The following is a 26,433-nucleotide window of genomic DNA, read 5'->3' on the forward strand; positions in this document are numbered from 1 at the left end:
CACCGGACACACGAGACATACACGACATAATGATTTCGCGCATATCTTGATGGATCGGACTCGGCGGTTCCCCACACGACACTCCGCATCCGGGTCACGGCCGGAACGTCCCAGTTCGGGACCGGCGCGGCGGACGCGCGCCCCCCGGAACGCGCTCCCTCGCGAGAGTGACCGCGGCCCCCCGGACGGCGGACCGCCCCCAACGCACCGGGCCCTCCACGCGCGTGCGTGGAGGGCCCGGGGTGGGTCACGGCCGCCCGCGGCGGCGCGCACGGGCGTGCGCTACAGCAGACCGTCCCACATCTGCTCCAGCAGCACCGCCCACCAGTTCTCCGGCGAACCGAGCGCCGCCGGGTCCAGCGCGGCGAGCTGCGCCTGGAAGTCGACGGTCCAGCGGCCCGCCTGCTCCTGGTTCAGCCCGTACCGCAGCCGCCACATCCGTCCCAGCAGCGCCAGGCACCGCGCGAACTCCGGCAGCCCGCTGTTCACGAACTGCGGCGGCACCGACGCACCGCCCGGCCCCGCCTCCACCGGCACGGCCACGATGTGCGCCGTCCCGTACTGCACGCAGACCGCCTTGCCGAAGTCGGTGCCCATGACGAGGTACGAGCCCGCGTCCGCCGCCGGCTGCACCCCGCGCTCGGCCGCCAGCTCCGCCAGCGTCGGCACCGGACGGCCCGGCTGCGCCTGCGCCCAGAAGAACGGGCCCATGTCCAGCGGCAGTCCGGCCACCACCAGCGTGTGCGCCACGATCGGGGGCACACCCTGCCGGGACACCGCCTGCTGCTCGAACCGGAACACCCCCGGCCCGAACGCGGCGGCCATCTCGTGCCCGATCGCCTCCGGCGGCACCGGCGGAGCCGGCTGCACCGGCGGCAGCGGCGCCCGCACCGGCGCCGGCCGCGCGGGACCGTCCGCCACCTGGTGCAACTCCCCCTGGTGGGCCAGCAACTGACGCATGCCCTGCTGCCGGCTCGCGTGGTCCGTGCCGTAGGGCGCGATGCTCGCGATCCGCGCCTGCGGCCACTGCTCCCGGATCATCCGCGCGCAGTACGCACCCGGCAGCTCGCACGACTCCAGCTCCGTGTGCAGCTCCAGCACCTGGTCCGGCGGGACGTTCAGCCCCCGCAGCTCGTGGAAGATCTGCCACTCCGGGTGCGGCGTGCCCGGCGCCGAACGCCGGATCAGCTGCTGCTCGGAGCCGTCCTGCGCGCGGTAGCGCAGCACGGCCTGGTAGCCCGGGCCGACCGTCGGCTGCCCCGGCTGCGGATACCCGTACGCCGGAGCCTGCCCCGGCGACGGCGCGCCCGGCGGGGGCATCGCGCCGGGCGGCACCGGCGGCGGGGCACCCGGCACGCCCGGGGGCATGCCGGGGGCGCCGGGCGCGGGCGGCGGGGGCGCGCCCGGACCGGCCACCGGCGGAGCGGCCAGCACGGTCTCGGCGTGGTGCACGGCACCGCGCGCCCCGCCCGGGGCACCGGGGGACCCGGGAGCGGACGGCGGCTGCGGGCCGCCGGCCGCGGAGGGCTTGCCCGGAGCACCCGGAGCATGGGGTACGCCCGGAGGCTGCGGGGCGGCCCCGCCCAGCGGGCTCGGGGCGGCCAGCACCGTGGCCGCGTGGTGCCCACCGCCCCCGGCCGGAGCACCCGGAGCACCCGGCGCGGCGGGGGCGCCCGGACCGCCCGGTGCCCCGGGGCCCTCGGGGCCGAGCGCCGACACCAACCGCGTCGGCACGTAACCGCCCGCGGGCGGGGGCGGCGCGGCTCCCGGACGGCTGCCCGGAGCGCCGGGGGCGCCCGGCGGCGGAGGCGCACCCGCGCCACCGCGCGCCTTCTTCGGCGGCGGCGCCGCCTTGCTGGTCGCCGCGTCCGCGATGTCCCCGGCGTTCGGCGCGAGCGGGCGCGCGGACGCACCCGGTCCCGCCGGGGTCTGCGGCCCGGCCGGCGCACCGCCCGGCCCCTGCGGATGCCCGTACGACGCGGGACCGGGCGACGAAGGCTGCGGCGGGCCGCCCTGCGCGGCACCGGGAGCCGGGGTGCCCCCGGGGACCGCCGGCGGGAGCGGGTACCCGTACACCGGCGCGCCCGAAGGCGGCGGAGGCGTCGGCGAACCACCCCGACCCGCACCCGGCACACCCGGAGGCGGCGTGGGCGTACCACCCCGACCAGCACCCGGCACGCCCGGAACCGTCGGCGGCGCGGGCACGGCCGCGTGCGGCGCCGGAGTACCGCCCGGAGCCGCCGGCGGAGGCGGATACGCGTACACCGGCGCGCCCGAAGGCGGCGGAGGCGTCGGCGAACCACCCCGACCCGCACCCGGCACACCCGGAGGCGGCGTCGGCGAACCACCCTGACCCGCACCCGGCACACCCGGAGGCGGCGTCGGCGTACCGCCCTGACCGGCGCCCGGCTCGCCGGGAGTTCCGGGCGCGCCCGATGGCCGCGCGGTACCGGGAGGCGCGGGCACGCCGCCCGGTACGGCCGAGGCGTCGAGGGCCGGGGCGACCGCCGTCGGCGGGAGCCGGCTGCCGCCCGCCATCAGCGCCGTCGGCGCGTCCGGCGCGGCCGCCGGCGGGCGCGCGTCCTCCGGGCCGCCCAGCGGCGGCGCGAACACCGTCGCGGGCAGCGGCACGGACCGGTCGTCCTCACCGGCCTCCGCGTTCGTGTCCGTACCGGCCCAAGGTGTGGCACCGGCGGGCACGTCCGCCGGAGCGGGCGCCCCCGGCGCCCCACCGGCCCCGGGCGCCCCGGCACCACCGCGCGTCCCGCCGTCCGCTCCCGCCGGAGCCCCGGCCCGCGACCCGGCCGGCCCGCCCGTACCCGGGGCGGCGGCACCGGCGGCGCCCCCGTCCGCGACGGCCGCACCACCCGGCACCGGTTCCGCACCCGCGCTCGCCGCGTCCGGCGTACGCTCCGGCCGCCGGTCACCGATCCCCAGCTTGTCCGCGGCATCCTGCAACCACTCCGGCGGCGTCAGCAGGAACGACGTCTGGTTGAGGTCCACCCGGGCGGCGGGCGCCGGCACCGCGTCCCGCGGCTCCCCGGCACCGCCGTACCGCTCCTCGTACCGGCGGATCACCTCACCCACCGGCAGGGCCGGCCACAGCGTGGCCTCCCCGCTGTCCCGCGCGATGACGAGCCGCTGCCCGCCCGCGTCCGACCGCGGGCCCTCCGCCCGGTCCTCGCCCCACACCACGAACCCCAGCTCGAACTCCCGCACCCGCACCTCACGGTGCTGGTACGCGGGCACGTCGGCGTTGATCCACTCCTCGGCGCGCTCCTGCGCCTGCGCGTAGGTCACCATCGCTCGCAGCTCACTCCCCCGCCGGACCGGACGGCGCCGGACCGGAAGACACCGGGACGACCCGGGCGAACCCACCGTCGACCATCAGATCGGCCACCGTCTCCAACTCCGGCGGACTGCCCGCCAGCTGGGACAGGAAGGCGTCGAAATCCGCACCGCACGGCAGCAGCAGGCGCTCCACCCGCTCCGCCGGCGACCACGACGGATCCACGTCCCGCACATCGTCGTACGCGCAGAACCACACCGTGCCGACCCGCTCGCCCTTCACCTTCACCGCGAGCAGCCCGCCCTGCACGAAACCCACCCCGAGGTAGTCCTTCGTCAGGTGGTCCCGCAGACACTTGTTCACGTACACCAGGTCGTTGACCGCGGCCTCGTCCCGCACCGTGAAGAACGGCTGGTCCACCAGCAGCCCCAGCTCGGCGTCGAGCGCCGTGCCGACCGGCGCGCAACCGCCCGCCGCCTTCAGGAACGAACGGTAGGCACCGGGCAGCCGGTAGCCGAGGTCCTCCTCGACCCCCTGCACCTGAGCCTCCGTCACCGCCACACCCGACTTCGGCAGCCCGAAGTGCGCCGGCCGCGACTCCTGCAACGGCCGCGTCCCGCGCTTGGCGTGGTCCACCACCGTCGTCGCCAGCCCGCCGTGGTGCCGCAGCAGCGCCTTCACCTCGACCGGGACCAGTTCGAGCCGCCGCGTACCCGCCACGTGGTGCCACGTCCAGCCGTGCGGCGTCGCCACGTCCGGCAGCGTGTCCCACCACTCGTGCCCCGACGCCGCCAGCGCCGCGTTCGCCGACACGTAGTCCGTCAGCCGCAGTTCGTCGACCCCGAACCCCGCCGGCGGCTCGGCGATCTCCACCGCCACGCGCGCGTACGGCGAGAAATCCGGCAGACCGCGGTCGTCGACCCGTACCCCCCTGGGGTGACGCGCCGCCCGCACCGGATCCGGGAAGTGCACGACCTGCCCGGCGTACGCCGCGTTCGGCGGCACTCCTCGCCCCCCGGCCTGGCGGCTGGGCGGCGCCCCCAGCCCGAGCCCACCTGTCGTCATGGCGGTTGCCCCCTGCGGCATCTTCTCTGGCCTGAACGGCGGTGTCGATCGCGGACGCCGACAGCCTATGCGGTACGCGCACCCCGGTCACCGGCCACCGCGCCCGCGCCACCCGCACCCCCCGCCACCACGCCACCCGGCGCCCGCCCCGCCGGCCGCGACCCCGCGGCCCACCGCCGTGACCCCCCGTCACCCCACCGTCACGACATGCCCGGAACGGGCGTGTCGCGGCGCCCCAGCTTCCCCACCCGCCACGGCATTTGGCACCCTGTGTCCTCTGGGGGACGCCCGGGGAGGAAAAACGACCATGAACACCGTGCAGACCGGAGGTGCCGACGTGCGGGCCGGCGACCCTCGCATCGACTGGAGCGGCACCGACACACCCCCCGCACCCGCCCTGCGGCACCGGCGCGACGGCATCCTGCCCACCGTCGCCGCCGCCCTCTCCGTCCGCGGCGCCACCCTCACCGGCACCGCCGCCCGCGGCGACCAGCCCCCCGCCCTGCACCCCCTCGTCCGGGACTTCCTCGACAGCCTCGCCAGCGCCCAACGCGACCGCTCCACCGGCCGCTGCGCCGAGACCCTCCTCATCTCCCGGCACATCACCACCGCCGACGCCGCCCGCAGCAAACGCGCCGCCCGCCGGCCCATGACCAACGGCGAAGCCCGCAAAGCCCTCAAACACGCCAAACTCACCGCCCGCCGCATACGCGAGGACGGCGACCCCCTCCACGGCAGCTTCGCCACCCCCTGCCGCGCCTGCGCCGCCCTCAGCGCCCACTTCGGCGTACGCGTCGTCGACACCGCCGCCACCGGCGGCTGACCTCGGCCGCCACGGGCACCACCACGCCACTCACCCGCACGCGCACGACGAACGAAGGGCAGATGCACACCGACCGCACCCCCTCACCCCACCCCGGCCGCACCCGGCCGGGGACAGCCCCGTCCCGCTTCCCCGCACCCGTCGACACCGCCCTGCGCGCCGCCGGCTGGCAGCCCGGACGCTGGGACATAAAGCAGGCCGAGATCTGGGCCGACACCCTGCGCGCACACACCTCACCCGCCGGACACCGGCACACCGTGTTCCCCGCCGCCGTCGAAGCCTGGGCCGAATTCGGCGGCCTGCGCATCACCCCCGGCGGAACCGGCCGCCAGATCGCCCCCGCCACCCTCCACCTCGACCCCCTGCACGGCCTCCACCTCGCCCGCACCCTCGGCGACCTCGGCCGCGCCCTCGGCACCGAACTGTGCCCCCTCGGCGAGGAGACCGACACCGCCGCCCTCCTCGCCATCGACGCCGAGGGCCGCGTCTACAGCATCGACCACACCGGCGACTGGTACCTCGGCCCCGACACCGACCACGCCCTGACCGCCCTCGCCACCGGCATACCACCGGTCCGCCTCACCGCCGGCTGACCCCCGGCCGCGGACACCGGCCCCCCGCCGGAACAAGGGCACCCCCCGCCTACACCGCCGGGATCACCGCCGACACCCGGAAACCCCCCGCGTCCGTGGGCCCCGACACGAACACACCGCCCAGCGCCACGACCCGCTCCCGCATCCCCACCAGGCCGTTGCCACCCGACGGCAGCCCCGCCGCCGACGCCGACGCCGGCTCCGGCGGCGGCTCGTTCTCCACCTGCATCGCGATCTCCGACACCCGGTGCGCCAACCGCACGTACGTCTTCGCGCCCGCCGCGTGCTTGTGCACGTTCGTCAACGCCTCCTGCACCACCCGGTACGCCGTCTGCTCGATCTCCCCCGCGTACGCCCGCACCTCCCCCTCCACCGACAGGTCCACCACCATCCCCGCGGCGGACGACTGCCCGATCAGCTCCTCCAGCTCCGACAGACACGGCCCCTCCACCGCCCCCTCCGCCACGGCCACCCTCGACGCCGCCACCGCGGCCGCCTCACCGACCGCCGCGAGCGGCACCTCCGCCGCACGCCGGCCCGCACCCTCCCCCGCCCGCAGCACACCGAGCATCTCCCGCAGCTCCGTCAGCGCCTGCCGGCCCATGTCCCCCACCAGCGCGGCGTTCCGCACCGCCTTCTCCGGGTCCTTCCGCGCCACCACCTGCAACGCCGCCGCGTGCACCACCATCAGACTCACCCGGTGCGCGACCACGTCGTGCATCTCCCGCGCGATCCGCGTCCGCTCCTCGTTGCGCGCCCACTCGGCCCGCTCCTCCGCCCGCTCCGCGAGCAACTGCAACTCCCGCTCCAGCGAATCCGCCCGCTCCCGCAGACTCTCCATCAGCCGCCGCCGCGCCCCCACGTACAGCCCCAGCAGCACCGGCGGAGCCGTCAGCCCCAGCGACGTCGTCACCGCGGCGAACGGCACGAACCAGTCACCCAGTGTCAGGTCGCCGCGCGCCATGTCCTGGCTCACCCGCACGAACGTCACCACCGCCGTGCCCAGCGACGACATCCCCGCCAGCGCCCCGATCACCCGCCGCGGCAGCTCGCACGCGGACAGCGTGTACAGCCCGACGACCCCCATCACGAAGCCCATCTCGGCCGGCGTGATCGCGATCGCCACCAGCACCACGGCGACCGGCCACTTCCGGCGCACCAGCAGCACCGATCCGGCGAGCAGCCCGAACAGCACCCCCACGGACACCGGGATCCCGGCGTCCCGGGCGAACGGCACCCCCTCCGCCGCGCACTCCGCGGCGGACAGCACCGCGAGGCCCCCGTCGAGCAGGGCGCTGCGCCACCTCGCCCACCACCAGGGCCCGGTCAAGGCCCTGGCCTGGTCTTCCCCCGTCGTGGTCATGCCTCCAGCCTACGGGCGGCCGGCGGGGCGTTTCCGGTGAGTTTCACCGACCTCCACACACCACACTCCGTAACCGGACGACCTCGGAACCGCCCCCCGTCCCTCGAACTGGTGAACCCTTCCCGTTCGACACCGGAAGCACCGGTTCCGGCCGGACGGTATGGCCATGGGACACCCACACGGCCCCCGCGCCGACTTCGCCGCCCTCCGCGACCGGGCGGTCGCCCTGCGCCGCGCCGGCCACAGCCTCCGGCAGATCCGGGACGAGCTGAAGGTCTTCAACAACGACCTCCTCCACCGCCTCGTGCAGGGCGAACCGCCACCCGAATGGACCAGGCGCCCACGAGCCAGGGACGACCTGCGGGCCCGGGCCCGGGAGCTGCGGCTCCAGGGCTGGACCTACGACCGCATCGAGGCGGAACTGGGCTGCTCCCGCAGCTCGGTCTCCCTGTGGGTACGGGACCTGCCGCGCCCGGAGCGGCGCTACACGCCCGAGGAGCAGCGAGCCCTCATGCGGGCGGGTCTGGCGAGGCGCCGCGCGGCGGACGAGGAGAAGCGCGTGGAGACCAGGGCGGCCGCGCTGCGGGAGGTCGGCGACCTCTCGGACCGGGAACTGCTCCTGGCGGGCGTCGCGCTCTACTGGGCGGAAGGGGCCAAGAGCAAGCCCTACGACCGCCGCGAGCGGGCGGTGTTCGTGAACAGCGACCCCGGGGTGATCCGGACCTACCTCGCCTGGCTGGACCTGCTCGGCGTGGAACGCGAGCGCCTGGCCTTCCGGCTGCTCATCCACGAGTCGGCGGACGTCGAGGCGGCCCACCGCCACTGGGCGGGGATCGCCGGCGTGGACGTGTCGGCGTTCGCCAGGCCGACGCTCAAGCGGCACAACCCCAAAACGGTCCGCAAGAACACCGGGGAGGACTACCACGGCTGCCTCGTGATCGCGGTGGCCGGAAGTGCCCACCTCTACAACCGGATCGAGGGCTGGTGGGAGGGAATCGTGGCTGAGGCGAAGGCACGTCTCGGGTAAGGTCTGAGGCGCTGTCCCCCGTGGTGTAACTGGCAGCACACTGGTTTTTGGTACCAGCAGGACAAGGTTCGAATCCTTGCGGGGGAGCCACAGCACACACGACCTACGTTCGGGCCCTGACCACGGTGTCAGGGCCCGCACTCATATCCCCGGGAAGTCCCCCCGGTATCCTGCGGCTGTCACCCCCACCATCGAAGCCGAAGGGCAACCCCGTGAGCGCCATCCGCCCGGCCGCCGTCGTCGTTCTCGCAGCGGGTGAGGGCACCCGTATGAAGTCGGCCACACCGAAGGTCCTGCACGACATCTGCGGCCGTTCCCTGGTCGGTCACGTGCTGGCCGCCGCCCGTGAGTTGGACCCCGCGCACCTGGTCGTGGTCGTGGGCCACGCCCGTGAGCAGGTCACCGCGCACCTGACCGAGATCGACCCCGGTGTGCGGACGGCCGTGCAGGCCGAGCAGAACGGCACCGGGCACGCCGTGCGCATGGGGCTGGAGGAGCTGGGCGGGGCCGTGGACGGCACCGTGGTCGTCGTCTGCGGGGACACCCCGCTGCTGACCGCCGACACCCTCGCGCGCCTCGCCGGGACGCACCAGGCCGACGGCAACGCCGTGACGGTGCTCACCGCCGAGGTGCCGGACGCGACCGGGTACGGCCGGATCGTGCGGGACGACGCGACGGGCGCCGTCACCGCGATCGTGGAGCACAAGGACGCCACGGACGCCCAGCGGTCGATCCGGGAGATCAACAGCGGGGTGTTCGCCTTCGACGGGCAGTTGCTGGCGGACGCGCTGAAGAAGGTGCGGACGGACAACAGCCAGGGTGAGGAGTACCTCACGGACGTGCTCGGGATCCTGCGGGAGGCCGGGCACCGGGTGGGGGCCTCGGTGGCCGCCGACCACCGGGAGATCGCCGGGATCAACAACCGGGTGCAGCTCTCGCAGGCGCGGCGCATCCTGAACGACCGGCTGCTGACGCGGGCGATGCTGGACGGGGTGACCGTCGTGGACCCGGCGTCGACCTGGGTGGACGTGACGGTGACCTTCGAGCGGGACGCCGTCGTGCACCCGAACACGCTGCTCACCGGTGCGACGCGGCTCGGCGAGGGCGCCGAGGTGGGTCCGAACAGCCGGCTGAAGGACACCGTGGTGGGCGCGGGGGCGCGGGTGGACAACACCGTGTCCGACGGTGCCGTGGTGGGCGCGGGGGCGGGTGTGGGACCGTTCGCTTACCTGCGTCCGGGGACCCGGCTGGGTGCCAAGGGCAAGATCGGGACGTACGTGGAGACGAAGAACGCGTCGATCGGGGAGGGGACGAAGGTGCCCCACCTGTCGTACGTGGGGGACGCGACGATCGGTGAGTACACGAACATCGGTGCGGCGAGCGTGTTCGTGAACTACGACGGTCAGGACAAGCACCACACGACGGTGGGGTCGCATTGCCGGACCGGTTCGGACAACATGTTTGTGGCTCCTGTCACGGTGGGGGACGGTGCCTATACCGCCGCGGGGTCCGTGATCACGAAGGACGTGCCGCCCGGTTCGCTGGCCGTGGCCCGTGGCCAGCAGCGGAATATCGAGGGCTGGGTGGCCCGGAAGCGTCCGGGGAGCGCGGCGGCGAAGGCTGCCGAGGCGGCGTCCGGGCAGGGCGGGAACGAGGACTGACCGGAAACGGGTGCGCCAAACACGGCGTACCGTGATAAGTGCACATCCGCACGTGTGCGCCCGCACCCTTACCAGCTGATTCGGCCTCTCATGCCCAGCCGAGAGGTCGCCGAGCAGCCGGCTGGCTGAGACAACCTCTGAGGAGACAGTGCTGTGACCGGGATCAAGACGACCGGCGAGAAGAAGTTGATGTTCTTCTCCGGCCGCGCCCACCCCGAGCTTGCCGAGGAGGTCGCCCAGCAGCTGGGTGTCGGGGTCGTCCCGACGAAGGCCTTCGACTTCGCGAACGGTGAGATCTATGTGCGTTACCAGGAGTCGGCTCGCGGTGCGGACTGCTTCCTGATCCAGAGCCACACGGCTCCGATCAACAAGTGGATCATGGAGCAGCTGATCATGATCGACGCGCTGAAGCGCGCGTCGGCCCGCTCCATCACGGTGATCGTGCCGTTCTACGGTTACGCGCGGCAGGACAAGAAGCACCGTGGCCGTGAACCGATCTCGGCGCGTCTGATCGCGGACCTGATGAAGACGGCGGGTGCGGACCGGATCCTGACGGTGGATCTGCACACGGACCAGATCCAGGGCTTCTTCGACGGTCCGGTGGACCACCTGTTCGCGCTGCCGCTGCTGGCGGACTACGTGGGCGGGAAGGTGGACCGGTCGAAGCTGACGGTGGTGTCGCCGGACGCGGGCCGGGTGCGGGTGGCGGACCGGTGGTGCGACCGGCTCGGTGCGCCGCTGGCGATCGTGCACAAGCGCCGGGACAAGGACGTGGCGAACCAGGTGACCGTCCACGAGGTCGTGGGTGAGGTCGAGGGCCGCGTGTGCGTGCTGGTGGACGACATGATCGACACCGGTGGGACGATCTGTGCGGCCGCCGACGCGCTGTTCGCGCACGGTGCCGAGGACGTGATCGTGACGGCGACGCACGGTGTGCTGTCGGGTCCGGCGGCGGACCGGCTGAAGAACTCGCGGGTGAGCGAGTTCGTGTTCACGAACACGCTGCCGACGCCGGGTGAGCTGGCGGCGGACATGGACAAGATCAAGGTGCTGTCGATCGCTCCGACGATCGCGAGCGCGGTGCGTGAGGTGTTCCAGGACGGCTCGGTGACCAGCCTCTTCGACGAGCAGTGAGGTTTCTGCCCGGTCGTCGCCGGCGTTAGCCGTCGATCGTTTTGGGTGCGGCCTCCCTTGCCGAGTAGACTGTTCCAGTTGCTCGGCGAGGGAGGCCGTGTCCGTTCCCGCGGACGCGGTGATCCGTTATCGACGCGCTCTTCGTAGCAGGCCGTTCGTGGCCGGGTGACCACGTCCGTTCCTGATTTCCACGAGGAGTGATCCCCATGTCCGAGGTGAAGCTCGCCGCCGAGTCCCGTACCGAGTTCGGCAAGGGTGCGGCCCGTCGCATCCGCCGCGAGAACAAGGTGCCGGTCGTTCTCTACGGTCACGGCACCGAGCCGGTGCACCTGACCCTGCCGGGTCACGAGCTGCTGCTGGCGCTGCGTACGCCGAACGTCCTGATCTCGCTGGACGTCGACGGCAAGGGCGGCGAGCTGGCGATCCCGAAGTCGGTGCAGCGCGACCCGCTGAAGGGCTTCCTGGAGCACGTCGACCTGCTGCTGGTCAAGCGGGGCGAGAAGGTCACGGTCGAGATTCCGGTGCACACCGAGGGCGAGCTGGCCCCGGGCGGCAACCTGCTGGAGCACGTCCTGCCCGCGCTGCCGGTCGAGACCGAGGCCACGCACATCCCCGAGGCCGTGACGGTGTCCGTGGAGGGCCTGGAGGCCGGTGCCTCCGTCTACGCCAAGGACATCTCGCTGCCGAAGGGCGTCTCGCTGGCCGTGGACGCGGACGCGGTGGTGCTGCAGGTGCTGCAGGCGCAGGCCGAGGAGACCGAGGGCGAGGGCACCGAGGGCGAAGAGGCCGCCGAGGCCTGATCCCGCCTTCGGGGTCTTGGACCTCGTAGCCGTCATTTCGTCAGCCGCTGTTCCCTGCCGGGGGCAGCGGCTGGCGCGTATCAAGGAGACATGGACGTGACCACTCCCGCCAGCGGCCCCTGGCTGATCGTCGGGCTCGGCAATCCCGGTCCGGAGTACGCCATGAACCGGCACAATGTCGGCTTCATGGTGGCCGACCTGCTCGCGGAGCGGATCGGGGGGAAGTTCAAGCGGGCGGGCAAGGCGCAGGCGCAGGTGCTGGAGGGCCGGATCGGTCCGGCCGGGCCGGCCGGCCGCCGGGTGGTGCTGGCGAAGCCGATGTCGTACATGAACCTGTCCGGCGGTCCGGTGAACGCGCTGAGGGATTTCTACAAGGTGCCGTTGGCGAACGTCGTGGCGGTCCACGACGAGCTGGACATCGACCACGGCACGCTGCGGCTGAAGCTGGGCGGCGGTGACAACGGGCACAACGGCCTGAAGTCGATGACGAAGGCGATGGGGCCGGACTACCACCGGGTGCGGTTCGGGATCGGCCGGCCGCCGGGGCGGATGCAGGTCGCGGACTTCGTGCTGAGGGACTTCTCGTCGGCCGAGCGCAAGGAGCTGGACTACTTCGTGGACCGTGCGGCGGACGCGGTGGAGTGTCTGGTGACCGAGGGGCTGGAGCGGGCGCAGAGCGCGTACAACTCCTGACTTGTCCGGTCTGGCCGCCCCCGGAGTTGACCGGCCGTAGGGATATGGCCAATGATCCCGGCCATGCCTGCCACAGCCAGTACCGCTCGTCAGGCGTCCGTGTCCGCGGTGCGGTTCGGGCGGGTCACGATGATGGGTGCGCTCGCCGCGCTGATCCTGTTCGCCGGGGTGTGGGGTTCCTGGGGGACCGCGCAGCACGTGATGCTGACCAAGGGGCGTGAGCGGGGCACGGTCCGGGTGACGGAGTGCGCCGGGGATGTGTGCGCCGGTCCGTTCACGCCCGGGTCGGCGGGGGCGCGCCCGCGTGCGCGGGTGGAGGTCGAGGGGTCCGTCGCGGTGCGCGTGGGGAGCACGTACGACGTGGTGCTCAAGCCGGGTACCGGGGACGCGGTGCGGTCCGGGCCGGCGGGGGTCCTGCTGGCCTGGGTGCCGCTGGGCGGTGCGCTGCTGCTGGCGTCGGTGGTGGTGGCGGGCGGGATGCGGCTGGTCCGGCCGGCGTGGGTGCTGGGGCCGGCCGGGGCGGGGCTGCTGACGGCGGCGTTCGTGGCGTCGCGGTAGCCGGGCCGGAGTTTCGGAGAAGGTGCGGAAGACGGGGGTGCCCCCGGGGTCGTGACGACTCCGGGGGCACCTTCGTGCGCGGGGCGCGGGTCAGCCGGTGTTGCGCAGGCCGGCGGCCACGCCGTTGACGGTGAGGAGCAGGGCGCGGGAGAGCAGCGGGTCGGGTTCGGCGGCGTCGCGCTGCCGCTTGAGCAGGGCGACCTGGAGGTAGGAGATCGGGTCCAGGTAGGCGTCGCGGATGGCGAAGGTCTGCTTGAGGGCGGGCTGGGCGTCGAGGAGTTCCTGTTCGCCGGTGATCCGGAGGACCTCGCGGACGGTCAGCTCGTGCTCGGCCCTGATGGTGTCGAAGACGTGCTTGAGCTCGTCGGGGACGAGGGTGTCGACGTAGTGCTGGGCGATGCGCAGGTCGGTCTTGGCGAGGGTCATCTCGACGTTGGAGATGAAGTTGCGGAAGAAGTGCCACTGTTCGTGCATCTCGCCGAGCACGGTGTCCAGGCCGGTCTCCCGCAGCGCCTTGAGGCCGGAGCCGACGCCGAACCAGCCGGGCACGATCTGCCGGGACTGGGTCCAGCCGAACACCCACGGGATGGCGCGCAGGCCGTCGAGCGAGACGCCCGAGCCGGGGCGGCGGGAGGGCCGCGAGCCGAGGTGCAGCTCGGCGAGCTGGTCGACGGGCGTGGAGGCGAGGAAGTACGTCGGCAGGTCGGGGTCCTCGACGAGCCGGCGGTAGGCGGCGTGGGCGGCGTCGGAGACGACGTCCATGGCGGCGTCCCAGCGGGCGAGGGCCTCGTGGGACTGGCGGGGGGCGGTGTGCAGGGCGGACGCCTGGAGGGTGGCGGCGACGGTCAGTTCCAGGTTCTCCCGGGCGAGGGAGGGGATGAGGTACTTGTCGGAGATGACCTCGCCCTGTTCGGTGACCTTGATCTCGCCCTCCAGGGTGCCCCAGGGCTGGGCGAGGATGGCGTCGTGGGAGGGGCCGCCGCCGCGGCCGACGGTGCCGCCGCGGCCGTGGAAGAGGCGCAGGCGTACGCCGTAGCGGTGGGCGACGTCGCGCAGCCGGCGCTGGGCGCGGTGGATCTCCCACTGGCTGGTGGTGATGCCGCCGAACTTGGAGGAGTCGGAGTAGCCGAGCATGACCTCCTGGACGTCACCGCGCAGCGCGACCAGGCGCCGGTAGGACGGGTCGGAGAGCATGTCCTCCAGGATGGTGTCGGCGGCCTTGAGTTCGTCGGTGGTCTCCAGGAGGGGGACGATGCCGATCCTGGCCCAGCCGGCGTGCAGGTCGAGCAGGCCGGCCTCGCGGGCGAGGACGGCGGCGGCGAAGACGTCGTCGGCGCCCTGGCACATGGAGATGATGTAGGACTCGATGACCTCGGGGCCGAAGACCTCCAGGGCCTTCTTGACGGTCTGGAAGACGCCGAGGGTCTTGGCGCCGGCGGCGTCGACGGGTGCCGGGGTGGGGGCGAGCGGCCTGCGGGAGCGCAGTTCCTTGGCGAGGAGCTTGGCGCGGTACTCGCGGGGCATGTCGGCGTAGCGCCAGGACTCCTCGCCGAGCCGGTCGAAGAGCTGGCCGAGGGCGTGATGGTGGGCGTCGGCGTGTTCGCGGACGTCCATGGTGGCGAGCTGGAGGCCGAAGGCGGCGAGGGTGCGGATGGTGCGGGCGATGCGGCCGTCGGCGAACAGGCCGCCGCGGTGGGCGCGCAGGGAGGTCTGGACGATCCGCAGGTCGGCCAGCAGCTCGGCGGTGCCGAGGTAGTCGCGGCCCTCCTCGTGCGCGGTGCCCTTGGCGAGGCGCTGCTTGGTGTTCTCCAGCTTCTGCCGGATGCAGGTGGCCTTGAGCCGGTAGGGCTCCTCGGCGTTGAGTCGCTTGTAGCGGGGGCTGATCTCGGGGAGGAGTTCGAGGTCGGCCTTGAGGGAGTCGAGGAGTTCCTCGGTGGCCCCGGTGTAGCGGATGGAGTTGGAGAGCAGGCCGCGCAGCTCGTCGATCATCTGCAGGGCGTCGTTGATGCCGTGTTCGTGCTGGAGGATGAGGACGTCCCAGGTGACCTGGGGGGTGACGTTGGGGTTGCCGTCGCGGTCGCCGCCGATCCAGGTGCCGAAGGTGAGGGGGCGGGTCTCGTCGGGGAGCCGGACGCCGACGCGCTCCAGTTCGGCGGTGAGGTCCTCCAGGACGTCGCCGACGGCGTCGGCGTGCAGTTCGTCGAGGTAGTAGATGGCGTTGCGGGCCTCGTCGGCGGGTTCGGGGCGTACGACGCGCAGTTCGTCGGTCTGCCAGACGAGGTCGATGTTCTCGGCGAGGCGGGTGTCGTGGCGGCGGCGGTCGGAGTCGAGGACGGGGGTGTCCAGGAGCGCGGCGACGCGCCGGAGCTTGTTGAGGACGGAGCGGCGCGCGGCCTCGGTGGGGTGGGCGGTGAACACCGGGCGGACGTTCAGGTGGCGGACGGCCTGCCCGAGGTGCTCGGGGTCGGCGTCCTTGAGCCGGTCGGCGGTGCGGGCGAGGAGGCCGCCCTCGGCCGCGCGCCGGGCGCGCAGCTCGCGGCCGCGGTGCACCTGCTCGGTGATGTTGGCGAGGTGGAAGTAGGTGGAGAAGGCGCGGACCAGCTTGGCCGCGGTCTCCAGTTCGGTGCCGCGCAGCAGCTCGGCGGCGGCTTCGCCGTCCTCGCGGGTGAGGCGGCGGACCTTCTCGACCAGTTCGAGGAGTTCGGGGCCCTCCTGCCGGACGAGGGTCTCGCCGAGGAGATCACCCAGCCGGCGGATGTCGGCGCGCAGCTCGCTGCTGGTCGTGGTGGTCTGGTCGTCGGCACTGCTCACAGGTGCGGCTCCTTGCAGTGTTGAAGCTCGTCTGGAGGGGAACCCGGCCGGCTGCCGCTCGGCGGGCGCCGCATGCGGGCCGGAGCGTCCGGGGAGAAACTTCAGCGGACCGCGCTGTCCGACCGAGTCCAAGGATAGGTGGCGATGTGGACGCGCAGGGTCTGGGGCTCTTGTGGCCGTGTGACACGCTGCCATACTTACGACGCCGTAGGTTACGGGACCGTAGGGAAGTATCGTCGAGTGCCGTCCGGTCCCGGCGGCCCGGCATCTGTCTCGACCCTCGACCCCACAGGGGACGCGCATGACCTCAAGTTCCGATGCGATCGAAGAACCCCGTAAGGCCGCGGACGACTCCGCACCCTCCGCCACGCTGGGCGGCGAGCAGAAGCGTTCGATCGAGCAGATGGCACTGCTCCTGTTCATCATCGTGCCGTTCGTGGCGCTGGTGGCGGCCGTTCCGCTGGCCTGGGGCCGGGGGGTGAGCTGGCTCGATCTGGGCCTGCTGGTGTTCTTCTACTTCCTGGGCTGTCACGGCATCACGATCGGTTTCCACCGGTACTTCACGCATGGTTCGTTCAAGGCGAAGCGGCCCCTGCGGATCGCGCTGGCGGTCATGGGGTCGATGGCGGTGGAGGGCCCGCTGGTGCGGTGGGTCGCCGATCACCGCAGGCACCACAAGTTCTCCGACGCGGAGGGCGACCCGCACTCGCCGTGGCGGTTCGGCGAGACGCTCCCGGCGCTGATGAAGGGCCTGTGGTGGGCGCACATCGGCTGGATGTTCGACGAGGAGCAGACCCCGCAGGACAAGTACGCGCCGGATCTGATCAAGGATTCGGCGATCCGGGCGATCTCCCGCCAGTTCGTCCTGTGGACGGTCCTGTCGCTGGCGCTGCCGGCGCTGATCGGCGGTCTGGTGACGATGTCGTGGTGGGGTGCGTGCACGGCCTTCTTCTGGGGGTCCCTCGTCCGGGTGGCCCTGCTGCACCACGTGACGTGGTCGATCAACTCGATCTGCCATGCGGTGGGCAAGCGGCCGTTCCGGTCGCGGGACCGTTCGGGCAACGTGTGGTGGCTGGCGGTGCTGTCCTGCGGCGAGTCGTGGCACAACCTGCACCACGCCGATCCGACCTCGGCGCGGCACGGGGTGATGCGCGGCCAGATCGACTCGTCGGCCCGGTTCATCCGCTGGTTCGAGCTGCTCGGCTGGGCGTACGACGTGCGCTGGCCGTCACGCTCGCGTATCGATTCGCGGCGTGACACCGGGGAAGGCGGCTCCCGGCGCCGGAGGGAAACAGCCGAGGCGGCATGATTGACGCCGTGGCGACCGACTCCAGCACCTCCAGCAACGACAAACCGCGGCGGGCCCGCCGGACCCGCATGACCGGCGTCGAGCGCCGCCAGCAGTTGCTGGAGATCGGTCGCACCCTGTTCGCGGCGAAGGGCTTCGAGGGCACGTCGGTGGAGGAGATCGCGGCGAAGGCCGGGGTGTCCAAGCCGGTGGTGTACGAGCACTTCGGCGGCAAGGAGGGGCTGTACGCGGTGGTGGTGGACCGCGAGATGCGGCGCCTGCTGGAGATGGTGACCGGCTCGCTGACGGCCGGGCATCCGCGGGAGCTGTGCGAGCAGGCCGCGTTCGCGCTGCTGGACTACATCGAGGAGTACACGGACGGTTTCCGGATCCTGGTGCGGGACTCCCCCATCCCGCAGTCCACGGGGTCGTTCGCCTCGCTGATCTCGGACATCGCCACCCAGGTGGAGGACATCCTGGGCCGTGAGTTCAAGAGCCGGGGCTTCGATCCGAAGCTCGCCCCGCTGTACGCGCAGGCGCTGGTCGGGATGGTCGCGCTGACCGGGCAGTGGTGGCTGGACGTGCGCCGCCCGAAGAAGGCGGAGGTGGCGGCGCACCTGGTGAACCTGGCGTGGCACGGCCTGGACGGGCTGGAGCCGAAGCCGCGGCTGATCGGGCACCGCAAGAACTGAACCGGCCCGGTTCACCGTCCCGTGCGGGCGACGGCGAAGAGGCGGCGGAACGGCAGGACGGTGCCGTAGGGGGTGCCGGGGTAGGCGGTGCGCAGCAGGTCCCGGTACTCGGTGAGGAAGGCGTCGCGGGCCTCGGGGTCGTCGGCGAGGGCGGTCAGGGCGGGCCGGAGTCCGGTGCCCTTCACCCAGTCGAGGACGGGGTCCTCGCCCGGCAGGACGTGGAAGTACGTGGTCCGCCAGACGTCGGCCGCGCAGCCGAGGCGGGTGAGGCGGTCCAGGTAGGCGCCGGGGGCGGGGACGGAGTCGGGGGCGCGCAGGACGCCGGCGAGGCGGCCGCGCCAGCGGGGGCCGGCGGCGAGGTCGCGCATCAGGGCGTGCAGGGGCGCGTCGGTGTTGTCGGGGACCTGGAAGGCGAAGGTGCCGCCGGGGGTCAGGGCGGCGGTCCAGTCGCCGAACCGGTCGGTGTGGCCCGGCACCCACTGGAGGGTGGCGTTGGAGACGATCACGTCGTACGGCTCGGCGGGTGTCCAGGTGCGCAGGTCGGCGTGGGCGAAGTCCAGGCGGCCGCCGCCTGCGGTGGGTCCCTCGTGCTCGGTGTGGGCCCTGTCGAGCATCTCGGGGGAGTTGTCGTACCCGGTGATGCGGGCGGTGGGCCAGCGGTCGGCGAGCAGGGTGGTGGCGTTGCCGGGGCCGCAGCCGAGGTCGGCGACGCGGGGCCGGTCGGCCGGCGGGTCCTGGATCCGCGCGAGGAGGTCGGCGAGGGGGCGGGCCCGGTGGCCGGCGTGACGGAGGTACTGGGCGGGGTCCCAGAGGGGCTGCGTCATGGCTCCCACTGTCCCGCCACATTTCTCTCGATGTCAAGACACTTGAGATCAAGAGACTTCACGTCGACACAACCACTACACTGATCTCCATGGAGGACGAGGTCGATCGGCTGGTCGCAGCGTGGCGCCGGGAGCGCCCGGACCTCGACGTGGAGCCGCTGGAAGTGCTGAGCCGGGTGAGCCGCCTCGCCCGGCACCTGGACCGCGCGCGCCGGCTCGCCTTCGCCGAGCACCAGTTGGAGCCGTGGGAGTTCGACGTGCTGACCGCGCTGCGGCGCGCGGGCACGCCGTACCAGCTCTCCCCGGGCCAGTTGCTGACGCAGACGCTGGTCACCTCGGGCACGATGACCAACCGGATCGACCGGCTGGCGAAGAAGGGCCTGGTGGAGCGGTTGCCGGACCCGAGCGACCGGCGGGGCGTGCTGGTCCGGCTGACCGACGAGGGCCGGGACCGCGCGGACCAGTCGCTGGCGGGGCTGCTGGCGCAGGAGCGGGCGATCCTTGCCGAGCTGTCGCGTACGCAGCGCGTCGAACTGGCCGGGCTGCTACGCCAGTTGACCGCCCCGTTCGACAACATCCCCGGTTAGGTCGGCCGGTCCCACGCCCGCCCGCCGGGCCAGTGCGACGGCGGCCAGCGTGGAGTGGACGCCCAGCTTGCCGAGGACGTTCTGCATGTGGGTGCGGACGGTGTGCGGGGAGAGGAACAGCCGCTCGGCGACCGCCTTGCGGCCGAGCCCGGCGACCATGCAGCGCAGCACCTCGCGCTCGCGGGGGGTGAGGGACTCCACCAGGCGCTCGCTCTCGGTGCGGTGCCGGCGGGCGGCCGTCAGCTCCTTGAGCACCCCGGTGAGCAGCGCGGGCGGGAGGTGCGTCTCGTCGCGCAGCACGCCGCGGATCACCGTCAGCAGCCGGGACAGGGAGCAGTCCTTGGCGACCCAGCCGGAGGCGCCGGCCTGGAGGGCGAGGGCCGCGCGGCGCGGGTCGTCCTTCTCGGCGAGGACGACGGTCCGTACGGCGGGCTGGGTGGTGCGGACCCCGGCGACCAGGGAGATCCCGTCGACCAGCCCCTCCTCGTTGCCCTCGCGCACCGGTACGGCCGGGCGGGCGCCGGGCAGGTTGCCGCCCAGGTCGGCGTCGACGAGGAGGACGTCGTAGCGGCGGTTCTCGCCGGCCGCGCGCTCCAGGCAGCGCAGCGCGGCCGGGCCGCTGCCCGCGGCGAAGACGTCGACGTCCGGCTCGGCGGCCAAGGCGGCGGCGAGCGACTCGGCGAAGATGCGGTGGTCGTCGACGACCAGGACTCGGATGCGAACCACTAAACCCCCTCCCCCAGGCTCCGCGCGGAGCAGGGGATACCCAAGGTCCGGAGATGCTCCGGAATAGGCCGGCCCGGGCGTGCCCGGTGAAAGGTCGGTCGGGAGGACGACGACAGGCACGGCAGGACACCCGCGGACGAGGACGCGCGCCGCACGGCCGCCGCCGTTGCGGAGACTGCCATCCCCACCGTGGGCGCCGTACCCGCCCGTCTCGCCCCCTGAGCGGCACCGGCCCCCACCGGTGCTGTTCCACAGAGTACGGATGCGAGCACGCAGCGGAAGGACATTCGCAGAACTGACCGTCCGGCATGTTCCCGGTGCGCCGCGTGTTCGTAACGGGACGGAAGTCGACAACGCCCGGCCCGATCGGCTCCGCCCCCGGCCGCGGGCCACCGGTACCGCGCCTCCCCCGGCACCGGCCGCCGCGCGCGGCACCCGCCCCGACGGCGGCTCATCCGGGCGCGGGGGAGGCGGAGTGGGCGGCGGCGGGTGGACCGGCCGCGGAGGGATCCGGGGCCCGGGCGCGCGGGCCGGCGGGGGCGGCTCCGCGGACCGCCGGGGACGGGGCACCGGCGGGCGGGGGACGAGCGGCGGCGCCGGGGCGTCGTCGGCCGGCGGCGGACCTCCGGCCCGCAGCCGTTCGACGGTCCGCTCGGCCCGGCGGCGGGCCCGGGGGGCGTCGTCGCGCCGGAAGCGCAGTCGCGCGGAGGCGGGGGCGGGCAGCCCGAGCACCCGTCCGGGACCGCGGCGGCGCTCGGCGGCGACCAGCTCGTGCCCGAGCGGGTACGCGATCCGCTCGGCCCGCTCCCGCCCGGGCACCGGCCCCGCGATCTCGACGTGCCCCCGCCCGTCGAACCGGGACCGGATCTCCCCGTCCCCCATCAGCGGTCCCCGTGGCGGGGCGGCCGGGAGCCGCCCTCGCGACCCGTCGGCCGTTCCTCCCACACCGTGTCCGGCCTCCCCCTGCCCGTCGCGCGCCGCCGGGTCCGGCGGTGTCGGACATGGAGGGTACCGGCGCCAACTGGCTTGCCGCCCACGGTAGTTGGGTTCCCCGCGGCGGGCTGGGGAAAGACGCGTCAGGTCAGTCGGTGGGCTCCCGCGGACGGTACCGCCTCGAAGATCCCGGGGGGTGTGCGGCCGGCCGTGGTGAAGGCCGCTTCGACGGCCTTCGTGAGGGTGTCGGCGTCCGCCGCCTCCGCCAGGACGATCGCCGAGCCGCCGAAGCCGCCGCCGGTCATCCGGGCGCCCAGGGCGCCCGCGGCGAGGGCCGTGTCGACGACCAGGTCGAGTTCGGGGCAGGAGACGCGGAAGTCGTCGCGCAGCGAGGCGTGCCCCTCGGTGAGGAGGGGGCCGATCGCGCGGGTCTCGCCGGAGCGCAGCAGGCCGGCGACGCGCTCCACCCGGTGGTTCTCGGTCACCACGTGCCGGACCAGCCGGACCAGTTCCTCCTCGTCGCCGAGGCGGGCGAGGGCCGCCGCCAGCCCGGCGTACGGCACGTCCCGCAGGGCGTCGACGCCGAGCACGGCCGCGGCCTTCTCGCAGCCGGCCCGGCGCCTGCCGTACTCGCCGCCGCTGTGGGCGTGCTCGACCCGGGTGTCCACCACCAGCAGGCGCAGGCCCTCGGCCGCGAGGTCGAAGGGGATCTGCCGCCGGGACAGGTCGCGGGTGTCCAGGAAGAGGGCGTGGCCCGGCTCGCAGCACGCCGACGCCGTCTGGTCCATGATCCCGGTGGGGGCGCCGACGTAGACGTTCTCGGCGCGCCGGCACAGCCGGGCCAGGTCCCGGCGGGGCAGGCCGAGCCCGTGGAGGTCGTCCAGTGCGAGGGCGGTGACGACCTCCAGCGCGGCCGACGAGGACAGGCCCGCGCCGGCCGGCACGGTGGAGGAGAGGTGGACGTCGGCGCCGGTGACGTCGTGGCCCGCCTCGCGCAGCGCCCAGACGACGCCCGCCGGGTACGCCGTCCAGTCGTCGTCGCCCCGCGGGGTGAGGGCGTCGAGCCGCAGTTCGGTGACCGGTGCGCGCCCGGCCCCGATGTCCGCCGAGTGCAGGCGCAGGACGCCGTCGGTGCGGCGGGAGACCGCCGCGAGCGTCCGGTGCGGCAGCGCGAACGGCATGACGAAGCCGTCGTTGTAGTCGGTGTGCTCACCGATCAGGTTGACGCGGCCCGGTGCCGCCCAGACGCCCTCCGGCTCCGCCCCGTACAGCTCGGCGAAGCGCTCCGCGACCTGCTGTGCCCCCACTAGTGCTCCTCCGCGATGCTCCGGGTGAACTTCCAGGCGTCCGCGACGATGCCCGCGAGGTCCGCGCGGGACGGGTTCCAGCCGAGCTTCGCGCGGGCGGTGTCCGCGGAGGCGACGAGGATCGCGGGGTCGCCGCCCCGGCGGGGGGCCACCACTTCGGGGATCGGGTGGCCGGTGACCTCGCGGACGGTCTCGACGACCTGGCGGACGGAGAAGCCGCTGCCGTTGCCGAGGTTGCAGATCAGGTGCTCGCCCGGGGCGGCGGCCGCGAGGGCGAGCAGGTGGGCGTCGGCCAGGTCCGCGACGTGGATGTAGTCGCGCACGCAGGTGCCGTCGGGGGTCGGGTAGTCGTCGCCGTAGACCGAGATGGCGTCGCGGCGGCCCTGGGCGACCTGGAGGACCAGCGGGATGAGGTGCGACTCGGGGTCGTGCCGCTCGCCGTACGCGCCGTAGGCGCCGGCCACGTTGAAGTAGCGCAGCGACACGGCGGCCAGGCCGTGGGCGGTGGCCTCGCCGGTGATCATGTGGTCGACGGCGAGCTTGGAGGCGCCGTAGGGGCTGGTGGGGCGGGTCGGGGCGGTCTCCGGGATCGGGACCTGCTCCGGCTCGCCGTAGGTGGCCGCGGTGGAGGAGAAGACCAGCCGGCCGACCCCCGCGTCGCGCATCGCGGCGAGCAGGGCCATGGTGCCGCCGACGTTGTTGTCCCAGTACTTCTCCGGCTTCACGACCGACTCGCCGACCTGCGAGAACGCGGCGAAGTGCAGCACGCCGTCGAAGGAGGGGTCGAGCCACTTGGCGGCGTCGCGGATGTCGCCCTCGACGAACGCGGCACCGGTGGGGACGCCCGCGCGGAAGCCGGTGGAGAGGTTGTCGAGGACGGTGACCTCGTGGCCGGCCTCCAGCAGATGCTGGGCCACGACACTGCCGACGTATCCCGCGCCACCCGTCACCAGGTACTTCATCAACTCGCTACCTCTCGCAGTCGCTCGGCCGCGCGTTCCGGCGGCACGTCGTTGATGAACACGTTCATGCCGGACTCGGAACCCGCGAGAAACTTCAGCTTGCCGGAAGTGCGTCGGATGGTGAAAAGCTCGAGGTGGAGCGCGAAATCGTCCCGCGTCACGCCGTCGAGCCCCTCCGGGGTGCCGAACGGGGCCTGGTGCCAGGCCGCGATGTACGGGGTCGGAGGCTCGCCCTCGCCGAAGATCCGGTCGAAGCGCCTCAAGAGTTCCAGGTAGAGCTGGGGGAATTCTGTGCGCGCCGCCTCGTCGAGCGCGAGCAGGTCGGGGACGCGGCGCTTCGGGTACAGGTGGACCTCGTACGGCCAGTGCGCCGCGTACGGTACGAAGGCCGCCCAGTGTTCACCCTCAAGGACGACCCGTTCGGCGGCGAGTTCGCGTTCCAGGACGGCGTCGAAGAGGTTCCCGCCGCCGGTCGCGGCCCGGTGCGCGGCGAGCGAGCGGAGCATCAGCGCGGTGCGCGGGGTGGTGAAGGGGTAGGCGTAGATCTGCCCGTGCGGGTGGCCCAGGGTCACGCCGATCTCGGCCCCGCGGTTCTCGAAGCAGAAGACCTGCTCCACGGAGGGCAGGTGCGACAGCTCCGCGGTGCGGTCCGTCCACGCGTCCAGCACCAGGCGCGCCTGTTCGGGGGTGAGGTCCGCGAAGGAGGCGTCGTGGTCGGGGGTGAAGCAGACGACCTCGCAGCGGCCGGAGTCGCCGGCGAGGGAGGGGAAGCGGTTCTCGAAGACGGCGACGTCGTAGGAGGAGTCGGGGATCTCGCCGAGCCGGCCGCCGCGGGCCGGGCAGAGCGGGCACTCGCCGGCCGGCGGGTGGTAGGTGCGGCCCTGGCGGTGGGAGGCGACGGCGACGCGGTCGCCGAGCAGCGGGTCGGGGCGGATCTCGGAGGTGGTGACCGTGCGGTCCAGGGGGCGGCGGTCGACGGCGTCCCGCACGGTGTCGTCCCGGAGGTCGTAGTAGATCAGCTCGCGACCGTCGGCCAGCCGGGTCGAGGTCTTCTTCACGCCGGGCTCCTCTGCGTCCCGCACCAATGACTCAACACAATCAAACATAACAGAGCACAACACGACAACGCCGTGGATCATCACAATCAAACAAAGAAAACAAACAGAACTGTTCAACAACTGAACAGCGAGGCGTAGGTTCCGCTCTGATCAGTTCGCGCGACGAAGCGAGTTCTTCATGCAGATCCCCACATCCGGCACCACCGAACTGGCGGCGGAGCTACGCCTGCCCACCAACTGGCTGGACTACGCGATCCTGGCGATCTACTTCATCGTCGTCCTGGGCATCGGACTCGCCGCCCGGCGGTCGGTGCGGACCAGCCTCGACTTCTTCCTCTCCGGACGTTCGCTGCCCGCCTGGATCACCGGTCTCGCCTTCATCTCGGCCAACCTGGCGGCCACCGAGATCCTGGGCATGGCCGCGAACAGCGCCCAGTACGGCGCCTACACGGTCCACTGGTACTGGATCGGCGCCATCCCCGCCATGGTCTTCCTGGGCCTCGTGATGATGCCTTTCTACTACGGCAGCAAGGTCCGCTCGGTCCCCGAGTTCCTGCTGCTGCGCTTCGACCGGGCCGCCCACCTGCTCAGCTCGGTCCTGTTCGCGTTCGCCGCGATCCTCATCGCCGGCGTCAACCTCTACGCCCTCGCGATCGTCGTCCAGGCCCTGCTCGGCTGGCCCCAGTGGGTCGCCATCGTCGTGGCCGGCGCCTTCGTGCTCGCGTACATCACCCTCGGCGGCCTGTCCTCGGCGATCTACAACGAGGTGCTCCAGTTCTTCGTGATCCTCGCCGCGCTCATCCCGATCACCGTGCTCGGCCTGAAGAAGGCCGGCGGCTGGGACGGCCTGACCGGCAAGCTCACCGCGGCCCACGGCGCCGACTTCACCACGGCCTGGGGCGGCACCGGCATCGGCCACGCCAACCCGCTGGGAGCCAACTGGCTCACCATCGTCCTCGGCCTCGGCTTCGTGCTCTCCTTCGGCTACTGGACCACCAACTTCGCCGAGGTGCAGCGCGCCCTGTCCGCGAAGAACCTCTCCGCCGGGCAGCGGACCCCGCTGATCGCCGCCTTCCCGAAGATCTTCATCGTCTTCCTGGTGATGATTCCCGGCCTGGCCGCCGCCGCGCTCGTCCCCGGCTTCGGCACCCCCGCCTCCGGGTACCAGTACAACGACGCCATCCCCTACCTGATGCAGGAGCTGCTGCCCAACGGCGTGCTCGGCATCGCCGTCACCGGTCTGCTCGCGGCCTTCATGGCGGGCATGGCGGCGAACGTGTCGTCGTTCAACACGGTGTTCACCAACGACATCTGGGCGAAGTACGTGGTGCGCGGCCGCGAGGACGCCTACTACGTGCGGTTCGGCCGCCTGATCACCGCGATCGGCGTCGGCGCCTCCGTCGGCACGGCGTTCCTCGCCTCCTCGTTCTCGAACATCATGAGCTACCTCCAGACGCTGTTCTCCTTCTTCAACGTGCCGATGTTCGTCGTCTTCATCGTCGGCATGTTCTGGAAGCGCGCGTCCGCCAAGTCCGGCTTCTGGGGGCTGCTCGCCGGCACCGCGACCGCGATGGTGAACTACTTCGTGTTCTACGAGAAGGGCATCATCTCCCTCCCCTCCGACCAGGGCGCCAACTTCGTCTCCGCCATCGCGGGCTTCGTCGCCGGCGCGGTCGTGATGGTCGCGGTGTCCCTGTTCACCGAGCCGAAGCCGGTGGCGGAACTCCAGGGCCTGGTCTACGGCACCCGTTCCCCCGGCATGTCCGAACCACCCGCCGCGGGCGACGACGCGTGGTACCGCAAGCCCGCCCTGCTGGGCTGGGGCGCCGTCGTCCTGGCCGCCGCCTGCTACATCCCGTTCTCGTTCTGACGCGGGAGGACCGAGGAGACCATGACCGAGCATCCCGAGCAGCCCCGCCGGCCGCACTACACCGAGCAGGACCTCCAGCGGGAGGTCACCGAGCTGGAGACCAGGTCGGCGACCGCCGCCCGCATCTTCGACCTGCGCCGCATCATCGGCGGCCTGTTCGTCGTCTACGGCGTCATCGTCACGATCACCGGCATCACCGACTCCCAGGCCGCCATCGACAAGGCCGAGGGCGTCAACATCAACCTCTGGACCGGGATCGGCATGCTGGTCCTCGGCGTCTTCTTCCTGGCCTGGCTGAAGCTGCGGCCGACTCCTCCGCCGCCGCCCGCCGAGGGCCTGCCCGGGGAGCCGGAGGGGAAGTAGGACGCC

23 protein-coding genes and 1 tRNA gene are annotated in these 26,433 nt (G+C 73.0%); 15 read left to right on the top strand and 9 right to left on the bottom strand.

Annotated features, from left to right (window positions below):
- Positions 1-282: 282 nt before the first annotated feature.
- Positions 283-2,937 (bottom strand): SUKH-4 family immunity protein, encoded by a 2,655-nt coding sequence (locus ACZ4K2_RS07855; protein WP_467471240.1) that lies wholly within the window; start codon positions 2,935-2,937, stop codon positions 283-285.
- Position 2,938: 1 nt separating this feature from the next.
- Between ACZ4K2_RS07855 and ACZ4K2_RS07860 the strand changes: the two genes are divergently transcribed.
- Positions 2,939-3,295: a hypothetical protein gene (locus ACZ4K2_RS07860; RefSeq protein ID WP_467471263.1), complete on the top strand. Its 357-nt coding sequence runs from the start codon at positions 2,939-2,941 to the stop codon at positions 3,293-3,295.
- A gap of 18 nt (positions 3,296-3,313) precedes the next feature.
- On the opposite strand, the gene ACZ4K2_RS07865 is transcribed toward ACZ4K2_RS07860, so the two are convergent.
- Complete coding sequence (locus ACZ4K2_RS07865) at positions 3,314-4,354, bottom strand: SMI1/KNR4 family protein (RefSeq protein ID WP_467470635.1); 1,041 nt, start codon at positions 4,352-4,354, stop codon at positions 3,314-3,316.
- A 307-nt stretch (positions 4,355-4,661) separates the two neighbouring features.
- Here ACZ4K2_RS07865 and ACZ4K2_RS07870 point away from each other — a divergent pair, with 307 nt between their 5' ends.
- Both ACZ4K2_RS07870 and ACZ4K2_RS07875 read left to right on the top strand, forming a co-directional pair.
- Positions 4,662-5,177 carry a YwqJ-related putative deaminase gene (locus tag ACZ4K2_RS07870; protein ID WP_467470637.1) on the top strand — a complete coding sequence of 172 codons (516 nt, stop codon included), beginning with the start codon at positions 4,662-4,664 and terminating at the stop codon, positions 5,175-5,177.
- A gap of 62 nt (positions 5,178-5,239) precedes the next feature.
- On the top strand, positions 5,240-5,770 hold the full coding sequence (locus ACZ4K2_RS07875) for an SUKH-3 domain-containing protein (protein ID WP_467470639.1): 531 nt from the start codon (positions 5,240-5,242) through the stop codon (positions 5,768-5,770).
- A 49-nt stretch (positions 5,771-5,819) separates the two neighbouring features.
- On the opposite strand, the gene ACZ4K2_RS07880 is transcribed toward ACZ4K2_RS07875, so the two are convergent.
- Positions 5,820-7,133, bottom strand: coding sequence for a sensor histidine kinase (locus ACZ4K2_RS07880; protein WP_467470641.1), 1,314 nt, complete (start codon positions 7,131-7,133; stop codon positions 5,820-5,822).
- Positions 7,134-7,299: 166 nt separating this feature from the next.
- Between ACZ4K2_RS07880 and ACZ4K2_RS07885 the strand changes: the two genes are divergently transcribed.
- The 7 genes from ACZ4K2_RS07885 to ACZ4K2_RS07915 all read left to right on the top strand — a co-directional run bounded on the left by ACZ4K2_RS07885 (position 7,300) and on the right by ACZ4K2_RS07915 (position 13,006).
- A complete protein-coding gene (locus tag ACZ4K2_RS07885; RefSeq protein WP_467470643.1) occupies positions 7,300-8,160 on the top strand; it encodes a terminase gpP N-terminus-related DNA-binding protein in 861 nt (286 codons plus the stop codon).
- A gap of 14 nt (positions 8,161-8,174) precedes the next feature.
- Positions 8,175-8,250 (top strand) — tRNA-Gln (locus ACZ4K2_RS07890).
- A 122-nt stretch (positions 8,251-8,372) separates the two neighbouring features.
- Complete coding sequence (gene glmU / locus ACZ4K2_RS07895; protein ID WP_467470645.1) at positions 8,373-9,821, top strand: bifunctional UDP-N-acetylglucosamine diphosphorylase/glucosamine-1-phosphate N-acetyltransferase GlmU; 1,449 nt, start codon at positions 8,373-8,375, stop codon at positions 9,819-9,821.
- Between the two features lie 153 nt (positions 9,822-9,974).
- Positions 9,975-10,955 carry a ribose-phosphate diphosphokinase gene (locus tag ACZ4K2_RS07900; protein ID WP_467470647.1) on the top strand — a complete coding sequence of 327 codons (981 nt, stop codon included), beginning with the start codon at positions 9,975-9,977 and terminating at the stop codon, positions 10,953-10,955.
- A gap of 206 nt (positions 10,956-11,161) precedes the next feature.
- The gene (locus ACZ4K2_RS07905; RefSeq protein WP_467470649.1) at positions 11,162-11,755 is read left to right on the top strand and encodes a 50S ribosomal protein L25/general stress protein Ctc; all 594 of its coding nucleotides are present in this window, start codon (positions 11,162-11,164) and stop codon (positions 11,753-11,755) included.
- A 90-nt stretch (positions 11,756-11,845) separates the two neighbouring features.
- Complete coding sequence (gene pth / locus ACZ4K2_RS07910; RefSeq protein WP_467470651.1) at positions 11,846-12,448, top strand: aminoacyl-tRNA hydrolase; 603 nt, start codon at positions 11,846-11,848, stop codon at positions 12,446-12,448.
- Between the two features lie 51 nt (positions 12,449-12,499).
- Entirely contained in the window at positions 12,500-13,006 is a 507-nt protein-coding gene (locus ACZ4K2_RS07915) for a hypothetical protein (protein WP_467470652.1), read from the top strand.
- Between the two features lie 90 nt (positions 13,007-13,096).
- On the opposite strand, the gene ppc is transcribed toward ACZ4K2_RS07915, so the two are convergent.
- On the bottom strand, positions 13,097-15,817 hold the full coding sequence (ppc, locus tag ACZ4K2_RS07920; protein ID WP_467470654.1) for a phosphoenolpyruvate carboxylase: 2,721 nt from the start codon (positions 15,815-15,817) through the stop codon (positions 13,097-13,099).
- Between the two features lie 301 nt (positions 15,818-16,118).
- On the opposite strand from ppc, the gene ACZ4K2_RS07925 reads away from it, so the two are divergent.
- The gene (locus ACZ4K2_RS07925) at positions 16,119-17,126 is read left to right on the top strand and encodes an acyl-CoA desaturase (protein WP_467470656.1); all 1,008 of its coding nucleotides are present in this window, start codon (positions 16,119-16,121) and stop codon (positions 17,124-17,126) included.
- Positions 17,123-17,797 (top strand): TetR/AcrR family transcriptional regulator, encoded by a 675-nt coding sequence (locus ACZ4K2_RS07930; RefSeq protein ID WP_467470657.1) that lies wholly within the window; start codon positions 17,123-17,125, stop codon positions 17,795-17,797. Before ACZ4K2_RS07925 ends, ACZ4K2_RS07930 begins: the two co-directional genes overlap by 4 nt.
- Positions 17,798-17,808: 11 nt before the next feature.
- Here the strand turns inward: ACZ4K2_RS07930 and ACZ4K2_RS07935 are convergent, their stop codons facing one another.
- Positions 17,809-18,621, bottom strand: a complete 813-nt coding sequence (locus ACZ4K2_RS07935; protein WP_467470659.1) for a trans-aconitate 2-methyltransferase — start codon at positions 18,619-18,621, stop codon at positions 17,809-17,811.
- Between the two features lie 89 nt (positions 18,622-18,710).
- On the opposite strand from ACZ4K2_RS07935, the gene tamR reads away from it, so the two are divergent.
- Positions 18,711-19,208: a MarR family transcriptional regulator TamR gene (tamR, locus tag ACZ4K2_RS07940; protein ID WP_467470661.1), complete on the top strand. Its 498-nt coding sequence runs from the start codon at positions 18,711-18,713 to the stop codon at positions 19,206-19,208.
- Here the strand turns inward: tamR and ACZ4K2_RS07945 are convergent.
- The 4 genes from ACZ4K2_RS07945 to galT all read right to left on the bottom strand — a co-directional run bounded on the left by ACZ4K2_RS07945 (position 19,167) and on the right by galT (position 24,194).
- Entirely contained in the window at positions 19,167-19,934 is a 768-nt protein-coding gene (locus ACZ4K2_RS07945; protein WP_467470663.1) for a LuxR C-terminal-related transcriptional regulator, read from the bottom strand. The two genes, tamR and ACZ4K2_RS07945, sit on opposite strands and share 42 nt — an antisense overlap.
- 1,076 nt (positions 19,935-21,010) lie before the next feature.
- On the bottom strand, positions 21,011-22,174 hold the full coding sequence (gene galK, locus ACZ4K2_RS07950; protein ID WP_467470665.1) for a galactokinase: 1,164 nt from the start codon (positions 22,172-22,174) through the stop codon (positions 21,011-21,013).
- Positions 22,174-23,136 (bottom strand): UDP-glucose 4-epimerase GalE, encoded by a 963-nt coding sequence (galE, locus tag ACZ4K2_RS07955; protein ID WP_467470666.1) that lies wholly within the window; start codon positions 23,134-23,136, stop codon positions 22,174-22,176. The genes galK and galE overlap by 1 nt, the downstream gene beginning before the upstream one ends.
- Positions 23,136-24,194 (bottom strand): galactose-1-phosphate uridylyltransferase, encoded by a 1,059-nt coding sequence (gene galT / locus ACZ4K2_RS07960; RefSeq protein ID WP_467470668.1) that lies wholly within the window; start codon positions 24,192-24,194, stop codon positions 23,136-23,138. Before galT ends, galE begins: the two co-directional genes overlap by 1 nt.
- Before the next feature lie 178 nt (positions 24,195-24,372).
- Here galT and ACZ4K2_RS07965 point away from each other — a divergent pair, with 178 nt between their 5' ends.
- Both ACZ4K2_RS07965 and ACZ4K2_RS07970 read left to right on the top strand, forming a co-directional pair.
- Entirely contained in the window at positions 24,373-26,064 is a 1,692-nt protein-coding gene (locus ACZ4K2_RS07965; protein WP_467470670.1) for a sodium:solute symporter family protein, read from the top strand.
- Positions 26,065-26,085: 21 nt separating this feature from the next.
- Complete coding sequence (locus ACZ4K2_RS07970) at positions 26,086-26,427, top strand: hypothetical protein (protein WP_467470672.1); 342 nt, start codon at positions 26,086-26,088, stop codon at positions 26,425-26,427.
- The last annotated feature ends 6 nt before the right edge of the window (positions 26,428-26,433 follow it).

This window comes from Streptomyces sp. NPDC025833, from assembly GCF_055558055.1.